Origin of the sequence: Nannocystis sp. (assembly GCF_016714285.1) — a bacterium.
Taxonomy (GTDB): domain Bacteria; phylum Myxococcota_A; class Polyangia; order Nannocystales; family Nannocystaceae; genus Nannocystis.
Window position 1 is genome coordinate 343657 of record NZ_JADJNN010000009.1, and the last position, 14636, is coordinate 358292.

Annotated in this window: 10 protein-coding genes; 3 read left to right on the plus strand and 7 right to left on the minus strand. The window is 74.3% G+C overall.

Annotated elements, in window-relative coordinates; genetic code table 11:
• Positions 1–6: 6 nt before the first annotated feature.
• From IPJ59_RS18065 to IPJ59_RS37915, 4 genes are all read right to left on the minus strand, one after another.
• Positions 7–768: a leucine-rich repeat domain-containing protein gene (locus IPJ59_RS18065; RefSeq protein WP_293272643.1), complete on the minus strand. Its 762-nt coding sequence runs from the start codon at positions 766–768 to the stop codon at positions 7–9.
• A 19-nt stretch (positions 769–787) separates the two neighbouring features.
• A complete protein-coding gene (locus IPJ59_RS18070; RefSeq protein ID WP_293272644.1) occupies positions 788–1324 on the minus strand; it encodes a hypothetical protein in 537 nt (178 codons plus the stop codon).
• A 956-nt stretch (positions 1325–2280) separates the two neighbouring features.
• On the minus strand, positions 2281–2415 hold the full coding sequence (locus IPJ59_RS37910) for a 2'-deoxycytidine 5'-triphosphate deaminase domain-containing protein (protein WP_366524629.1): 135 nt from the start codon (positions 2413–2415) through the stop codon (positions 2281–2283).
• Positions 2416–2520: 105 nt separating this feature from the next.
• Entirely contained in the window at positions 2521–2970 is a 450-nt protein-coding gene (locus tag IPJ59_RS37915; RefSeq protein ID WP_366524630.1) for a GNAT family N-acetyltransferase, read from the minus strand.
• Positions 2971–3529: 559 nt separating this feature from the next.
• On the opposite strand from IPJ59_RS37915, the gene IPJ59_RS18075 reads away from it, so the two are divergent.
• The 3 genes from IPJ59_RS18075 to IPJ59_RS18085 all read left to right on the plus strand — a co-directional run bounded on the left by IPJ59_RS18075 (position 3530) and on the right by IPJ59_RS18085 (position 7370).
• Positions 3530–4279 (plus strand): tetratricopeptide repeat protein, encoded by a 750-nt coding sequence (locus IPJ59_RS18075; protein ID WP_293272645.1) that lies wholly within the window; start codon positions 3530–3532, stop codon positions 4277–4279.
• 1062 nt (positions 4280–5341) lie between these two features.
• Positions 5342–6439, plus strand: coding sequence for a hypothetical protein (locus IPJ59_RS18080; protein ID WP_293272646.1), 1098 nt, complete (start codon positions 5342–5344; stop codon positions 6437–6439).
• Positions 6440–6491: 52 nt separating this feature from the next.
• Positions 6492–7370, plus strand: a complete 879-nt coding sequence (locus tag IPJ59_RS18085) for a hypothetical protein (RefSeq protein ID WP_293272647.1) — start codon at positions 6492–6494, stop codon at positions 7368–7370.
• A gap of 108 nt (positions 7371–7478) precedes the next feature.
• Here the strand turns inward: IPJ59_RS18085 and IPJ59_RS18090 are convergent, their stop codons facing one another.
• From IPJ59_RS18090 to IPJ59_RS18100, 3 genes are all read right to left on the minus strand, one after another.
• Entirely contained in the window at positions 7479–9095 is a 1617-nt protein-coding gene (locus tag IPJ59_RS18090) for an MXAN_6577-like cysteine-rich protein (RefSeq protein WP_293272648.1), read from the minus strand.
• A 166-nt stretch (positions 9096–9261) separates the two neighbouring features.
• The gene (locus IPJ59_RS18095) at positions 9262–13746 is read right to left on the minus strand and encodes a cation-translocating P-type ATPase (RefSeq protein WP_293272649.1); all 4485 of its coding nucleotides are present in this window, start codon (positions 13744–13746) and stop codon (positions 9262–9264) included.
• A gap of 87 nt (positions 13747–13833) precedes the next feature.
• Positions 13834–14631 carry a hypothetical protein gene (locus IPJ59_RS18100; RefSeq protein ID WP_293272650.1) on the minus strand — a complete coding sequence of 266 codons (798 nt, stop codon included), beginning with the start codon at positions 14629–14631 and terminating at the stop codon, positions 13834–13836.
• Positions 14632–14636: the final 5 nt, after the last annotated feature.

Here is a 14636-nt window from a genome sequence, read left to right on the forward strand (position 1 = left end):
GCCCGGTCAGTCGCAGGGGCCGACGCCGTTGTTGCCCGAGTTCGTCACCGGGCCGGCGAACATCGCGGTGAGCATGGCGACCGAGCAGGCCGGCAGCGCCGCGTTGTTGGCGAAGTAGCCGTAGCCGTCGACGGTGGCGAGCTTGGGCAGGCCCAGGCTCTTGAGGCCGTTGTTGGTCACGTACATATAATCGCCGACCGTGCTGAGGCTGGGGAGGGTGAAGCTGGCCAGCTTTGTGTTGGCGTCGGCGTAGAAGTATCCGCCGACGCTGGTGAGCGGGCTCGGCCCGAGGTTTTCCAGGCTCGCGTTGTGATCGAGGTACAAGAATCCGTCGACCGTGGCCAGGCTGTCGATCTTCAGTGTTGTCAGGGTGGTGTGATAGAACGCGAGGTCGCCGCCGACCGTGTGCAGGCTGGAAAGGTCGAGCACAGGGCTCCCGGCGCGGTAGAAGCTCGCCGAATCCCCGGTGATCTGGAGCGCCCCGAGATCGAGGTCCACCAGGCTCAGGGCGTGGTCGACGTGGATATATTCGCACACGGAGACGAGCTTCCCGAGGCCGACGCTGGTCAGGGCCAGGTTGTTGTCGAAGTAGACATATTGGCCGACGCTGGCCAGCCCGGGGAGCGCCAGGTCCGTCACCTTGCTGCCCTCCACGTACAGGAAGCCGCTGATGCGCTGGAGGTCGGGAAGGGTGACGCTGGCGATCGTCGTCGACTTGGTGACGAAGAGGCTGCCGTCGATCGCGGTGAAGCCGGCGAGGGCCGCCACGCTGGCGGCGTCGGTGATGTCATATCACCCTGCCACACCTTCGGCGCCGGGCCGATTGTGCACAGTCCTGAATCGGGTCACAGCTGGTCGGCAGCGCGCAGGCGTCCAGCGCGGCGCACACGACGTCGGCGCACAGGTCTGTTCCACCGGTGTCGCCGGTGCTGCTGTCGCCGGTGCTGCTGTCACCGGTGCTGGCCTCGCTGGTGCTGGCTCCGCTGGCCTCGCTGGTGCTGGCTCCGCTGGTGCTGCTTTCGCCCGCGCTGACGCCACCGGTGGTCCCGGTGGTGCTGACCCCGCTGGCCTCGCTGGTGCTGCCGGAGGCGGTGCCGCTGGTGCTGCTCTCGCTCGCGCTGCTTGCGTCGGTGCTGTCCCCCGCGGAGTCGGTCGCGCCGGGATCAGTGCTCGAGCTGGTCGGGGTGGACGATCCGACGGTCCCGGTGGGGTCGGTATCTGTGGCCCCGCTGCTCGCGCTGTTGGTCTCGCTCGTCGCAGGTGGTTCGCCGCATCCGGTCGCAGCGCAGACGATCACCGGGACGAACCACATTCGCGTGCGCATGTTTCCACGCTATCCCACGCGAGGCGCCTTCCACAAGCCCTTTGGGTCGCCCGGCTGGGGGCACGCCGAGATAGATGCAAGTGCGCTCATGATTTACGGGCGCGCCAGGCCCGGGTGTGCAGGCGTGTTAGCATCGCCGACGTGGGCGGCCGACCCCCGGGCGCAGCGAGCGGCCGGGCCATGCCACCCAGCTGCCCCCCCACCGCGGCGGGATGGGCGGCCCGCCACACCCCCCGGCGGCGGCGGGGGGGGGGGGCGGGCGCGCAGCCCGCGAGGCCCGGCCACCCGCAGGCGGTCCAATGGGCCCCGCCGCAGGCGCAGGACTTTCGGCAGACCCGCGGCGAGCCCGGCCCACACCCGACTGGGTCCCGCACCCCGCACCTGGGCCGCACCCGCGCCCGCCCACCCCGTCGCCGCCCCGGTCACGTCAGCCGAGATCAAACCAGAGAGAGTGATACACCCTCACGCCCTGTTACCCCACCCACGAAAAGGCCGACCTTTCGGTAGGCGGGCCGAACGTCGCGGGTTGGTCAGACCAACCAAGGCCCGAAGCCCGGCCCGCCCTCTTTAGCACCCAACCACCTATACACACCGGAGCCACCGAGGCCCCCGCGGCAATCGACCGCACCCGCGGCCGTCCGGCGCGGACCCCCCCCCGCCCGCGCACCTCAAGCAGCGGAGCACCCCCAACCTGGCGCGACGCCCACCCCCAACCGGCCCCGATGTGGGTGGCCTCCCCCCTCCCCGTGAGGTGGGGGTCTGGCACAACCAACAAAGCCTTTCGGGCCCAATTGAGACCGAGCAAACCCCAACGAAGGTCACCTTGCCACCAGCAGGCACATAAACACCGGCGGCTCTTCGTATAGAGCCGCAGAGCGCCGTGCGGCACCGTGCACCACCCCGTTTCCTCATGAAACGCAGCGCGAAAGCGCCAGATCCCGGCTTGCGGGGGAAGGTTAACGCGACCTCCACAAAGGGGGGGCGCCGTCGGCCACGAGCCGGACCAGCGTGTCCAGACGTCCGATCGAACTCTTGGCAGTCGCACGGATGCAAAGGCCCTCCGGTAGCGCGACGCTCCATTTGAGCTTGATAAGAACACCACCCCGGCGAGGTGGCGGCCTCGGGAAAGGTGAACCCGGTTAGTAGCTGATTACCCCCCCCGCCCCGCTAAAACGACTGCCATGGCTCAATCTCCCTCAGAAAGTTAGACTCGCACTCGACATTGCATAGATCAACTCGTCGCCAGCGTCGCGCCCCGGCCGACCGATGTATCCACGCTGGGAAAACCCGAGCCTGCGAAAGTAGGCCCCGCACCTAGTGTCAACGGCTTCGCTGATCGTAAAGTGGATTTGCCGTCCACCGACCTTCGCTACATCGTGGAACAGACGGCCCAATAACCGAGAACCAACGCCGGAGCTTTGTACAGAGTCATCGACGCGTAGCGTGCAGAGCTTGGTCGACCGTGGCGCTACCTTTCCGATGCAAAGGCCCACCAATCTCCCGTCCTCCCTCGCTATAACACGATCGCGTCGACGCAGATCCGGCAGTACACGACGACGCCACCACTCCTCGATCTCTGGATAGAGGGCTGCTGAAGCCCCAAGGAAACTCTCGACGCGGCTGCAGAGAGCGGTGTCACCTGCAATTCACTAACAAGGAAGGCTCCACTGCAGACCCGAAGCGGCTGGCGGCCGATCATGTGTCCGTTGTAAGCGGAGCGGATCCAAAGTGCATCAAGAAAAAACTCCGGGGCAGAACGTGAGTTAATGACCCAGGCTGGGGGTCTGTCGCCCAAATGCCAGGCACATCGGGGCCAACGGGCTCAGAACGGCCGTTGACCGCTCGTCCTTGGCAAACGCTCCGAGAGCGGGGCACCGGACGGTCTAGCGAGAAATACGACGGCGTCCTCAACGCCATCTCTAGAAGCTCGCCGCGGCTGGCGAGCGGCCTTCGCGCGGAGTCGATCATCGCGGCCGCATGCGCGTCCTCAAGGTCGTCTCCGATGCCGCAGTCCATCGGCGGCGCCAGGGGGGGCGCGGGTGTTGGCCAGCGCGCGGCACTGTTGGTCGCGGCGCCGGGGTGTTGGCCGGCGCACCTGGTCGCGGCGCCGATCGCCGAGCGGCGGCGCGGGCTCGGCGGGGGGGGCGCGCGATCTCTGGTCGCGGCGCCGTCGATCGCGCGGGCGACGGCGCCGCGGGGACAGTTGTGGGGCCCAGGCTCGACGAGGCCCATGGGGTGCTCTTGCGGGCGCTCGCGTTGGCCGAGAAGCAGAGCCCCGACGACGTCAAGGTCGGGGGCGCGCTGGTCAACCTCGGCAGCCTGGCGTTGAAGCGCGACAGCTTCGCCGAGGCGAAGGACCTCGAGCGCGGGCGAACGGTGCTGCTGAAGGCCGTGGGCCCCACGAGCAACTATGTGGCGATCGCCGAGGTCGGGCTCGGGAACACCTACCATGAACTCGGCGATTACAAGCAGGCCATGGCGCACTTCGAGGTGGTGATGGCGATCCGCGAGAAGAACCTCGGCGTCGATCACCCGGAGCTGATCACGCCGCTGTGGGCCATCGGGCGCGCGCAGCGGGCGCTCGGGGCGTATGCCCAGGCCGAGGTGTCGCTGCGTCGCGCCATCGCCATCGCCGACCGCAAGCTCGGGCCGAGCAATGCACGCGTGCCGCCGGTGCTGCTCGAGCTCGGCGAGCTGCTGCTGGACCGCGGGCGAGCGCTCGAGGCGCTGGCCGTGCTCGAGCGCTCACTGGCACTGACGCGGCGCAGCGAGGGCGACGCGGTCGAGCTCGGCAAGCGGCGCTTCGCCCTCGCGCGGGCGCTGTGGGACGCTCGCGGCGATCGCCAGCGGGCCAGGCAGCTGGCCCTGCAGGCCCGCGAGGGCTTCGTCGCCGGCGGCGCCAGCCGCGAGCGCCTGCAGGCGGTGGAGCGCTGGCTGGCGAGTCGGCCCCGCTGAGCCCGGGGCGCGGCGGGCCGGGGGGGCCCGCCGGGGGGGCGGGGGGGGGGGGGGGGGGCGGGGCGGGGCCTCGGGCCCGGGCCGGTCGTGCCGGGGCGGGGGGGGGCTGGGCTGCCGCCCGCCGCGGGCGCGGCGCCCGGGGGGGGGGGGGGGGGGGCCGGGGGGGGGGGGGGGGGGGGGGGGGGGGGGGGGGGGGGGGGGGGGGGGCCCCGGGGGGGGGCGCCGGGGGGGGGGGGGGGGGGGGGGGGGGGGGGGGGGGGGGGGGGGGGGGGCGGGGGGGGGGGGGGGGGGGGGGGGGGGGGGGCGGCCGGGGGGGGCACGCGGGGGGGGCGCCGGGGGGGGGGGGGGGGGGGGGGGGGGGGGGGGGGGGGGGGGGGGGGGGGGGGGGGGGGGGGGGGGGCCCCCGGGGCCCCCTTCGGGGGGGGGGTGGCGGGGGGGGGGCGGGGGGGGGGGCGGGGGGGGGGGGGGGGGTGGGGGGGGGGGGGGGGGGGGGGGGGGGGGCCGGGGGGGGGCCCCCCGGGGGGGGGGGGGGGGGGGGGGGGGGGGGGGGGGGGGGGGGGGGGGGGGGGGGGGGGGGGGGGGGGGGGGGGGGGGGGGGGGGGGGGGGGCGGGGGGGGGGGGGGGGGGGGGGGGGGGGGGGGGGGGGGGGGGGGGGGGGGGGGGGGGGGGGGGGGGGGGGGGGGGGGGGGGGGGGGGGGGGGGGGGGGGGGGGGGGGGGGGGGGGGGGGGGGGGGGGGGGGGGGGGGGGGGGGTGGGGGGGGGGGGGGGGGGGGGGGGGGGGGGGGGGGGGGGGGGGGGGGGTGGCGGGGGCGGCGCGGTGCGGCGATCCGGCGGCGGCGCGCGGGGCCAGGCTGCGGCCTGTAGCCTGACTTACATTGCAGGCTTCGCCGCGCGCGCAGCCTCGAAGGCCTCGCCTCCCGCAGCGTGCTGCGCGGCGAGACGCTGGGTGAGAGACCGCGTCGCACACCGGGTAGCGCGGACAAATGTTCGCCGTATGCTTCGCGGCAATTCTCGGGGTTCGCAGTAACAACAATGTTGATGCGGGCACCGGGTGAGCTCCCCATGCCAACAATACGCGTCCTCTGCGCCCTGATCCCCCTGTGCGCTTGCTCCATCTACACACTACCCGAGCTCGACGGCGCCGGCAGCACTGGCGCCAGCGAGACCGGGGCGACCAGCACCGGGCTGCCGACCACCGGCGCGGACACTGGTCCGACGGACGGCAGCTGCGACTTCGCGGGCGAGGTCCAGCCGATCTTCAGCGAGGCCTGCGGGGCCTGCCACGGCGCGCAGGCCCAGGCGGGCCTCAGCCTCGCCGACGGCGCCGCATACGCCGCGCTGGTCGGCGTGGCCAGCACGCAGGTCCCGGCCAGCGCGCGCGTCGAACCCGGTGACCCGGCGGCGAGCTATCTGCTGCAGAAGCTCGGGCCGGGGCCCGCCGTCGGCGGCCAGATGCCGCTCGGCGGCAGCCTCGCGGCGGACCGGGTCGCGATCATCTCGGCGTGGATCACCGCGGGCGCCCCGGAGACCGCGTCCTTCCCCTGCGCGGCGGGGGAGCCGGCGGCCGCGGTGGGTGCAGTCGAGATCGAGGCGGTCGAGCCTGTGGTCGTGGAGGTCGGGGAGATCGTCGAGCTCGACGCCGTTGTGACCGACCTCGAGGGCGAGCCGCTGCCCGCCGCGGCGCTGGTCTGGACCAGCAGCGGCGAGTTGACCCTGTTCGCCGACGGGACCGGCGCCCTGCTCGGCATCTCGCCCGGCACCGTCCAGCTCACGGCCAGCGCGGGCGGCGTGGACAGCCTGCCGGTCACGGTCGAGGTCGTCGCGCACGTGCCCCCGCCCGCGAGCTTCGCCGCGGTCCGTGCGGTCACCACGGCCCGCTGCGCCGTCGCGGGCTGCCACGTCGACGGCGTCGAGCCGGGCGACCTCCGCTTCGACCGCGACGACGAAGCCATGTGGGAGGAGCTGCTCGAGGATTCCACGCAGGTCGGGTCGCTGCGCCGCGTCCTCCCCGGCGCGCCGACCGAGAGCTACCTGGTCCACAAGCTGGTCCAGCGCAGCCCCGCGGTCGGCGGGCAGATGCCGATCGGCGCGGCCCCGATCGACGCCGCGAGCGCGCAGGTGATCGTGCGCTGGATCCTCGCCGACGCGCCCGCCAATTGACCCGGATCGGATTGCGAGCACCACAATGTTTGGAACCATCGCCACGCTTTCCATGTACCTGTCCATCGGGACAGATACCGCCGCGCTCGTCGCCTCCACCGCGGCCGCGCCTCCGGACCCCGGCATCGACTGGAGCGCCGAGGTGCGGGCCGCAAAGGCCAAGCCGAAGCCGGGCCCGCGACCGGCCGCGACCACCCGGGCCGCGAAGCGGTCCCGCAAGGCGCCTCCGACCGTCGCGTCCCCTGCGCCCCCGGTGAGCGAGGCTCCACCCGCCCCCGCCGGGAGCGAGGTCCCGGCGGTCGCCGCTGCGCCAGCGGTCGCGTCCGCCGCGGCCGCCGACACGCCCGTCGCCGCCGGAGACGGCCCCGTGGCGGATGCTCCCGCCGCCAGCGTGGTCGCGCCGGACTCGCCCGGGCTCAGGCCGGCCGCAGAGGTCGGGCCTGTGCTCACGCCGACCGCGGGGGTCGGGCCGGTGCTCACGCCGACCGCGGGGGTCGGGCCCGGCATCACCCATACCGCGGCGGTTGGGCCTGGCGTCGCCCCGGAGCTGCGCACCCGGGCCGACGCGCGGATGCTCCGGCTCGCGGAGACGCGGGCCCGGGCCCAGGTAGCGACGGGCGCCCTGCTGGCCGCGGGCGGCCTCGCGGGCCTGGCGGTGATGGCCAACGGGCTGTACGTCCACGGCATCAGCGAGCGCGAGCTGGCGCGCGGCGGCGGCTACCCGGCGGAGCTGCTCGCCCCGCTGGAGCAGCAGCACGACCGCAGCGAGACGCGGATCGCCGCGGGGGCCGTGGCGGGGGTCGTCGGTCTCGCTCTCGGCGCCGCCCTGATCGTCCCCGGCGTCCGCATCCTACGGGCGGGCCGACCCGCGCACGCCGGCCTCCGGCTCGCCCCGACCGTCGGCGGCGTGCTCGTCAGCGGGCGCTTCTAGAACTGCGGACAATGTCCTCATGGACATGTCCCATGGGACAGAATACGAAGATCAGGGACAGGCGCGCTGGGCCCGTGCGGGCCGCACGCGCCTGTCCCTGCGGACAGCTCACCAGGTGAACTTGATCTCACCGTTGCCGGCGCGCGTGCCCTTGACGGTCGACGCGTTCATCGCGTTGCCGTAGTACGACGATCCGCCGCCGGCACCCGCCGCGTAGGCACCGCCGCCGCCGTAGTAGCCGCCGCCGCCGCCCGCGACGTGGTAGTTCGCCGGGCCGCCGCCGACGCCGAGGCTGCCCGCCTGGCCCGGAGGCGAGCCAGCCGCACCGCCCGCGTTCTGGGTCCCGCCGCCAGGTGCCAGCCAGCCCTGGTTGCTGATGCCCGGGTCGCCGTTGAGACCGCCACCGGCGCCGCCGACCCCGTGATCGGGGCAGCCACAGTTCCCGCCGCCGCCGCCACCGGCGACCAGCGAGCGGTTCATGAGCGTCGCGCCGCCGACCCGCACGTCCGACGCACCGCCGCCGCCGGCCCCGTACTGAGCGCCCGGGCCGCCGCCGTTCCAGCCGCCGACGCTCTCGGTGACCCCCTTGCCGCCGACGTACACGCCCCACTTGTCGCCCGGGTTGCCGGTCAGCGTCGCCTTGACGTAGCCGCCCTTGCCGCCGTCGTCCTGGACGCTGTTGTCGCAGCAGCGTGCGCCGCCGCCCTGGGCTCCGGACAGCTCGACCGTCACCTGCGACACGCAGACCGGGAGCACGAACTCCTGGGCCGCGCCGGTGTAGCTGAAGGTCTGGCTGCCCGGGGCCGCGCCGCCGAGCGTCACGTCGATGCAGCTCGGCAGCGAGTCCGTGCAGCCGTCGTTGTACGTGACGCACACCTTGCCGTTGTTGGCGCCGAACTTGATCGTCACGGCCTCGGTGTCCTGCCCCGCGGTCACCATCGATCCGTTGGGCACCGTCCAGGTGTACTTGACCGCCCCATCGATCTTGGCGATCGAGTACGGCCCCGAGCTGTTGGCGCACGGGGCGAGGTTGCCGGTGATCATGCCCGGCGCCGGACCGGCCGCCAGCGGCTCGCAGGTGCCGGTGCTGCACTGCTGACACTGCGCGCAGGGCATGTCGCAGCCGCCGCAGTTCGCGTTGTCGGTCTGGGTGTCGACGCAGGCGCCCATGCAGGCTTCGAGCCCCGGATCGCAGTCCAGCGCGCACACACCCGCGCTGCACAGCTCGGTGTCCAGGCACGGCATGTCGCAGCCGCCGCAGTGCGCCGGATCCATCTGCGTGTCGACACAGACATCGCCGCACGCGACCTGTCCCTCGGGACAGTCCAGCACGCAGCTCCCTGCATCGCACAGCTGCCCCACGTCGCACGGCGCGTCACAGCCGCCGCAGTGCGCCGCGTCGATCTGGGTGTCGACGCAGGCGCCCCCGCACTCGACCAGCGGCGCCTCGCAGCCCGGCCCGGTCGTCGCCGTCACCGCGGTCGTCTCGGGTTCGCCGGTGCTGCCCCCGGAGCTGGTCCCGCTCGCGCTGACGCTCGTGGTCGGCGCCCCGGTCGGCTCCTCCGTCGTCCCCGGCTCGCCGGTTGTCGTTCCGGGCACGCCCGTGGTCGTCTGCTCCGCCTGCGTCGACGACGACTCGGCCCCGGTCGCTGTCCCGGAGTCACCGCAGCCGAGCGCCGCGCACAAGCCCAACACACCCGCACCCACCATCCATTGCTTCATCATCACGCGACCTCCACGGATGCGACTATCAGCTAACACGCGCCCCGTCCGCTGCAAATTCGGCGGCCGCTCGCGCACACTCATCGCCCGCGGCAGGGAGCTGTCGCCCATTCGCCGCGGCCGCGCGGCCCGCGGCGGGCGCGCGTCCGAGCCTGTCCCATGGGACAGACTACGAAGATTGGCTCGGCGCGGGCTCTTGCGAGCCGAGCTTGATCTCGACGTCCAGGGTGGGCTCGTCGCGCTCGTGGCGACGCTGCGCGAGGCGGGTGCGGACGGCCTCGACGATCGGCGGGGCGATCAGCGAGGCGCCGGTGGCGAGGACCGAGGAGACGGCGGCGATGCCGAGGCCGATGGGGCCGATCGGGCGGCAGCCGAACACGTGGCTGACCCCGGGGGTCTCGACGAGCACGAGCATCAGCGCGGCGGAGCCGAGGCTGGCGGCGAGGACCTCGGGGGTGCGCTGACCGGTGATGAGGGTCTGGCCGAGCTGGGTGCCGACGAGCGCGAGCAGGGCGACCGTGGGTGCGCCGCGTCGGCCACCGGGGAGCAGGTGAGCGACGACCCAGGCCGCACCGGCGCCGGCGGCGGTGGTGGCCGCGCGGATAGCGATGTCGCGGTCGAGGGCGCCGCCGAGGGCCGCCTCAGGGCCCTCGGCGAGGAGGTCGCGCAGGCTCGCCGCGGAGGGCGGGCGGAGGGCGATCGCCATGGCGGGGGCGACGTCGGTGAGGAGGTTGACGAGCAGCAGCTGGCGGGCGTTGAGCGGGGAGCCGCCGCCGAGCAGGCCGGCGATCAGGGCGAAGCTGATCTCGCCGAGGTTGCCGCCGGTGAGGATCGCCACCGCGTCGCGGACGGAGGACCACATGGCGCGGCCCTCGGCGATCGCGTCGACGATCGTCTCGATGCGCTCGTCGATGACGACGAGGTCGGCCGCGTCGCGGGCGGCGACGGTGCTGCGCTCGCCGAGGGCGATGCCGACGTCGGCGAGGCGGATCGCGGAGGCGTCGTTGGCCCCGTCGCCGGTCATGCCGACGACGCGACCGGCGCGCTGCAGGGCCTTGACGACGCGGACCTTGTGCGCCGGCGTGGCGCGGGCGATCACGCCGACCCGCGGCAGCGCGGCGTCGAGTGTCTCGTCGGACATGTCCTCAAGTTCAGGTCCGGTGAGCACGTCGCGGTCGCCGAGCAGGCTGAGCTCGTCGGCGATGCGCCTCGCGGTGCGCGGGTGGTCGCCGGTGATCATGATCAGGGCGATGCCGGCGGCCTGCAGGCGGCGGATGGCGACGGCGGCGGTGGCCCGCGGCGGGTCGCTGAGGGTGACGAAGCCGCGGAAGATCAGCTGGCCGACGCGGGTGTCGTCGAGGTCGCGCTCCTCGCTGGCCGCGCGCTCGGCCACGGCGAGCACGCGCAGGCCCTCGGCGGCGAGGCGCTCGGCCTGCGCGAGCGCGGCGCGGCGGTCCTCGTCGGTCAGCGGGACGACGAGGTCGTCGCGGGTCCACCGCGAGCAGCGCGGCAGCAGCACCTCGGGGGCGCCCTTGGCCGAGAGCCACAGGCCGGCGGGCGTGGCCCCGAGGACGGCGTGGAAGCTGCGACCTGGCTCGAAGGGCATCTCGTGGAGGCGGCGCCAGTCGGGGCGCTCGAGGGTGGTGGTTACGGCGAGGCGAGCGGCGCCGTCGACGACGGCGCGGTCGGTCGGGTGGGGCAGCTCGCCGTGCAGTGGGGCCGCGGGCGAGGCGCGCAGGGCCGCGGCGAGCAGGCCGCGGGCCCAGGGGGCGAGCTCGCCGTCGTCGACGCGGGCCTCGCGACCGGGCTCGGCGAGGCCGTGGAGGCGGATCTTGCCCTCGGTGAGGGTGCCGGTCTTGTCGGCGCAGAGGACGTCGAGGCGGCCGAGGGCCTCGACGGTCCGCGGGTTGCGGACCAGCGCGCCGCGCTGCGACAGGCGGCGTGACGCGGCGAGCTGGGCGACGGTGGCGAGCAGGGGCAAGCCCTCGGGCACCGCGGCGATCGTCATGCTGACGCCGAGGTCGATCAGCTGGTGGATGTCCTGGTGGCGGAACAGGCCGGCGCCGACCAGCAGGGCGCCGCTGAGGCCGGCGATCGGGAGGGTCGTCTCGGTGATCTTGCGCAGGCGGGCCTCGACGCCGGTCTCGGGGCTGAGCTCGCGCAGCGAGGCCATACCGCGGCGGGCCTCGGTGTCGCCGCCGACGGCGACGACCACCGCGCGCGCGCGGCCGGCCGCGATCGCGGTGCTCTCGTAGATCATGCTCGAGCGCTCGGCGATCGCGGCGGCGTAGCAGGGCGCGGGGTCCTTGGCGATCGGCAGCGACTCGCCGGTGAGGCTCGACTCGTCGACCTCGAGGTTGTCGGCGGAGATCAGGCGGCAGTCGGCGGGCACGACCTCGCCGGACTCGAGCTCGACGATGTCGCCCTCGACGAGCTCATCGGCGGGCAGGCGGTCCCAGCGACCGGCCCGGAGCACGCGGACGATCGGTCGCTCGCGGCGCTCGAGCGCGGTGATCGCGAGCTCGGCCTGGAAGCGCTCGACGCCGCCGATCGTGGCGTTGATCGTGAACACGGCCGTGATCAACGCGGCGTCGAGGAGCGAGCCGGTGACGGCGGACAGGGCCGCGCCGGTGACGAGGATCGGCGTCAGCGGGTTGACGATCTCCTGGGCCACGGCGGCGACGAACTGGCGCGGGCGGGAGGTGGTGGGTGGCGGTGGGTGGCGGCGCTGGGCGGCGAGCTCGGGGCTGAGGCCGGCGTCGGCGCTGCTGTCCAGGCGCGTGAGCACGGCGCCGCTGTCGAGGCGGTGCCACGGGGTCGGGTCGGCGATCGTCGGGGCTGGCCTTCGGGACAGGGCGCTGGCCTTGCGCAGGCCGTTGGCGAGGGCGATGAGCGAGGCGGCGTGGGTCGCCAGCATCACCTGCTGCGGCTTGGTCTTGCGCAGGCCGCCGAGCGCCAGCGCGGCGCCGAGGGCCGCGCCGACGCCCGCGAGCACGACGCTCTGCTGGGCGACGTCGCGGGCCATCGCGCAGGCGTCGACCAGGAAGACCGCGTCGCGCAGGTCGTCGCCCAGCAGGATGTCGGCGCTCCACGGCGGCCGCTCCGGGTCGAGGGCGAGGCCGATGCCGACGGCGGCGCGGGCCAGCGCCGCGGGCGAGGCGCTGGCGACCACCGCGACCACGCGGCCGTGGCGCTGGAGGTCGTGGACGGCGTCGGCGAGGCCCGCCGCGGGCACGCTGTCGTGGGCGCCGAGCAGGCGCGCGAGCCCGGGGTCGTCGGCCGCGAGCACGAAGTGCAGCCGCGAGCGGCGGATGCTGGTCAGCAAGGCCTCGGCGCCGCGGCGCAGGCTCGGTCGCAGCAGGACCAGCGCCGCGACCTCGCCGGCGTGGGTGAGCACCAGGCTGTGGCCGTGCCACGCGGCGGCGGCGGCCTGCAGGCTCTCGGGCAGGCCGGCGGGCGCGAGCGCCTCGGCGGGTCCGAGCGACCAGTCCTCGAGGACATGTACGGAAGACCAGGTGGTGCCGTCGAAGAGACGTCCGGCGTGGACGGCCACGAGGACGCGGGCGCTGCCGGGGGCGGGCAGGACGGTCGCCATGGTCTGCTCGCTGGAGAGCAGCGCGTCGGCCTCGAGGGCGACGGCGTCGACGCGGTCGAGCAGGCGCAGCGCCGAGCTGCGCAGCACGAGCGCGCCGCGGCGGCCGAGGTTGACCATCAGCTCGGCGGCGAAGATCGTGCGGCCGTAGAGGGCGGCCTTGGGCAGGCCGCCGAACAGGGGGGCGAGCGCGGACTCGAGGTTGTGGGTGTCGGCGATGCCGACGACGAAGCCGCCGAGCGAGGCGAAAAGGGCGTCGTTGGCGTAGCGCTCGACGATGCTCTCGGGCAGCGGGGTCGGGCGCGGCTCGAGCGGGAGCGGGTCGACGCGGCGCGGGGCGCCCGGGCTGGCGCAGAGCTCAGTCTCGCGGCGGGTCCAGGCGTCGCGGCGGGCCTGGTCGGCGCGCAGCTTGACCGCCTGCACGAGCATGTCGATGAGGGGGCCGAGGGGGCCGGCGCCGACGGCCTGCACGAATGCATTGGTGACGCCGACGCCGACCTCGGTGGCGGCGGTGCCGAGGCGGTCGACGAGCAGCTGGCGCAGGCGCGGGGTGTTGTCGACGACCGTCATTACCGCGGCGAGGTCGAAGCCGGCGCGGCTCGGGGCGAAGCCGACGATGCGCAGGCCGCTGCCGAGCACGACGCCGATGGCGTCGGCCCCGAGGTCGACGGCCTTGCGCAGCAGCGGCTCGAGGTCGGCGGGGTGGTCGGGGATCGTCTCGGCGAAGGGGAGCTCGCGCAGCTGCAGGCGCAGCTCGATCGCGTCGACGATCGTCGCCAGCTTGTCGACGCTCCACAGGGTCGGGTCGAACTCGATGATCGCGCGGCCGACGAGGCCGTTGAGGCGGACGCTGGTGACGCCGCCGAGGCCGGCGAAGGTCGCCTCGACCGCGTCGGCGAAGCGGGCGAATTGCGGCGGGGCCAGGGCGCGGAGCTCGATGTGGGCGCGCGAGCCGTCGCTCCACGTGCGCCGCTGGCGATGCCCGAACAGGTTGATCGCGGTCTTCAGCCACGCGGGTGGCCGCGGTGGTGTGATCGCCTTGAGGCGCTCGAGCAGGCCCATGCGGCCCGCATGAGAGCACGGGCCGGGGGCGGGGGGCCAACGCAAATTCAGGCGTGCCTGGGCGCTGTGCCCGCGATCCGTCGCGGATCAGGTCGGCGTCGCCGCGGACTCCGCGAGCTGGACCGGGAATTGGCGGACGAACAGGACGTGGCGGATCGCGCCCAGGAGGTCGCGCGGCAGGCGGCTGAAGTAGCGCATGGCGCTCGGCAGCTCGCCGAAGGTCCGCTCGAGCTGGTGGAAGTGTGGGTCGTCGCGGACGTTGTCGCGGAGCAGCTGCGGGGCGCCGAGCGGACGGGCCCGGAACGCTCGCACGTGCTCGAGCAGGCGCGCGTGATAGTTCGAATCCTCCACGGTGGCGAGGATCGAGGCCGTGCGCGGGTGGGTGCCGGCGAGGATCTGGACGACCTGGTCCTCCATCGCCTGCAGGCCGTCCGGGAACGAGGCGAGCAGCTGGAGGTCGTAGTCCGGGTTGGCGTGGACGACCTGCAGCACGTGGCCGATGATGGTGTCCCGCTCGCTGTTGAAGCCGGTCGGGTCGGTGAGCGAGGCCGGGTCGTCGAGGAATCGCAGGAGGGTGTGAAAGTAGAAGTTGATGCCGCGAGATTGATAGTAGTCGGCGGCGCAGGGGACGATGAAGAATCGCAGCATGTCGATCGCGCCGGTGATCCGCTGCAGGCGCGTCGGGATCTCGTCGATATAGCCCGACGCCTGCAGCTGCCGCATCCGCGGCAGGACGTGGCGCTCGTCGCCGTAGTGGCGCAGGCTGCCGAGCAGGCGGCGAAACTTCGCGTGGCGGGCCGGGCGGTCCCCGACGGCGCGCCGCAGCAGCCGCAGCGGGGGCTCGCGCAGTCGATCCGTGACGGTGCTCTGGGAGGCGGTGCTCATGGGGC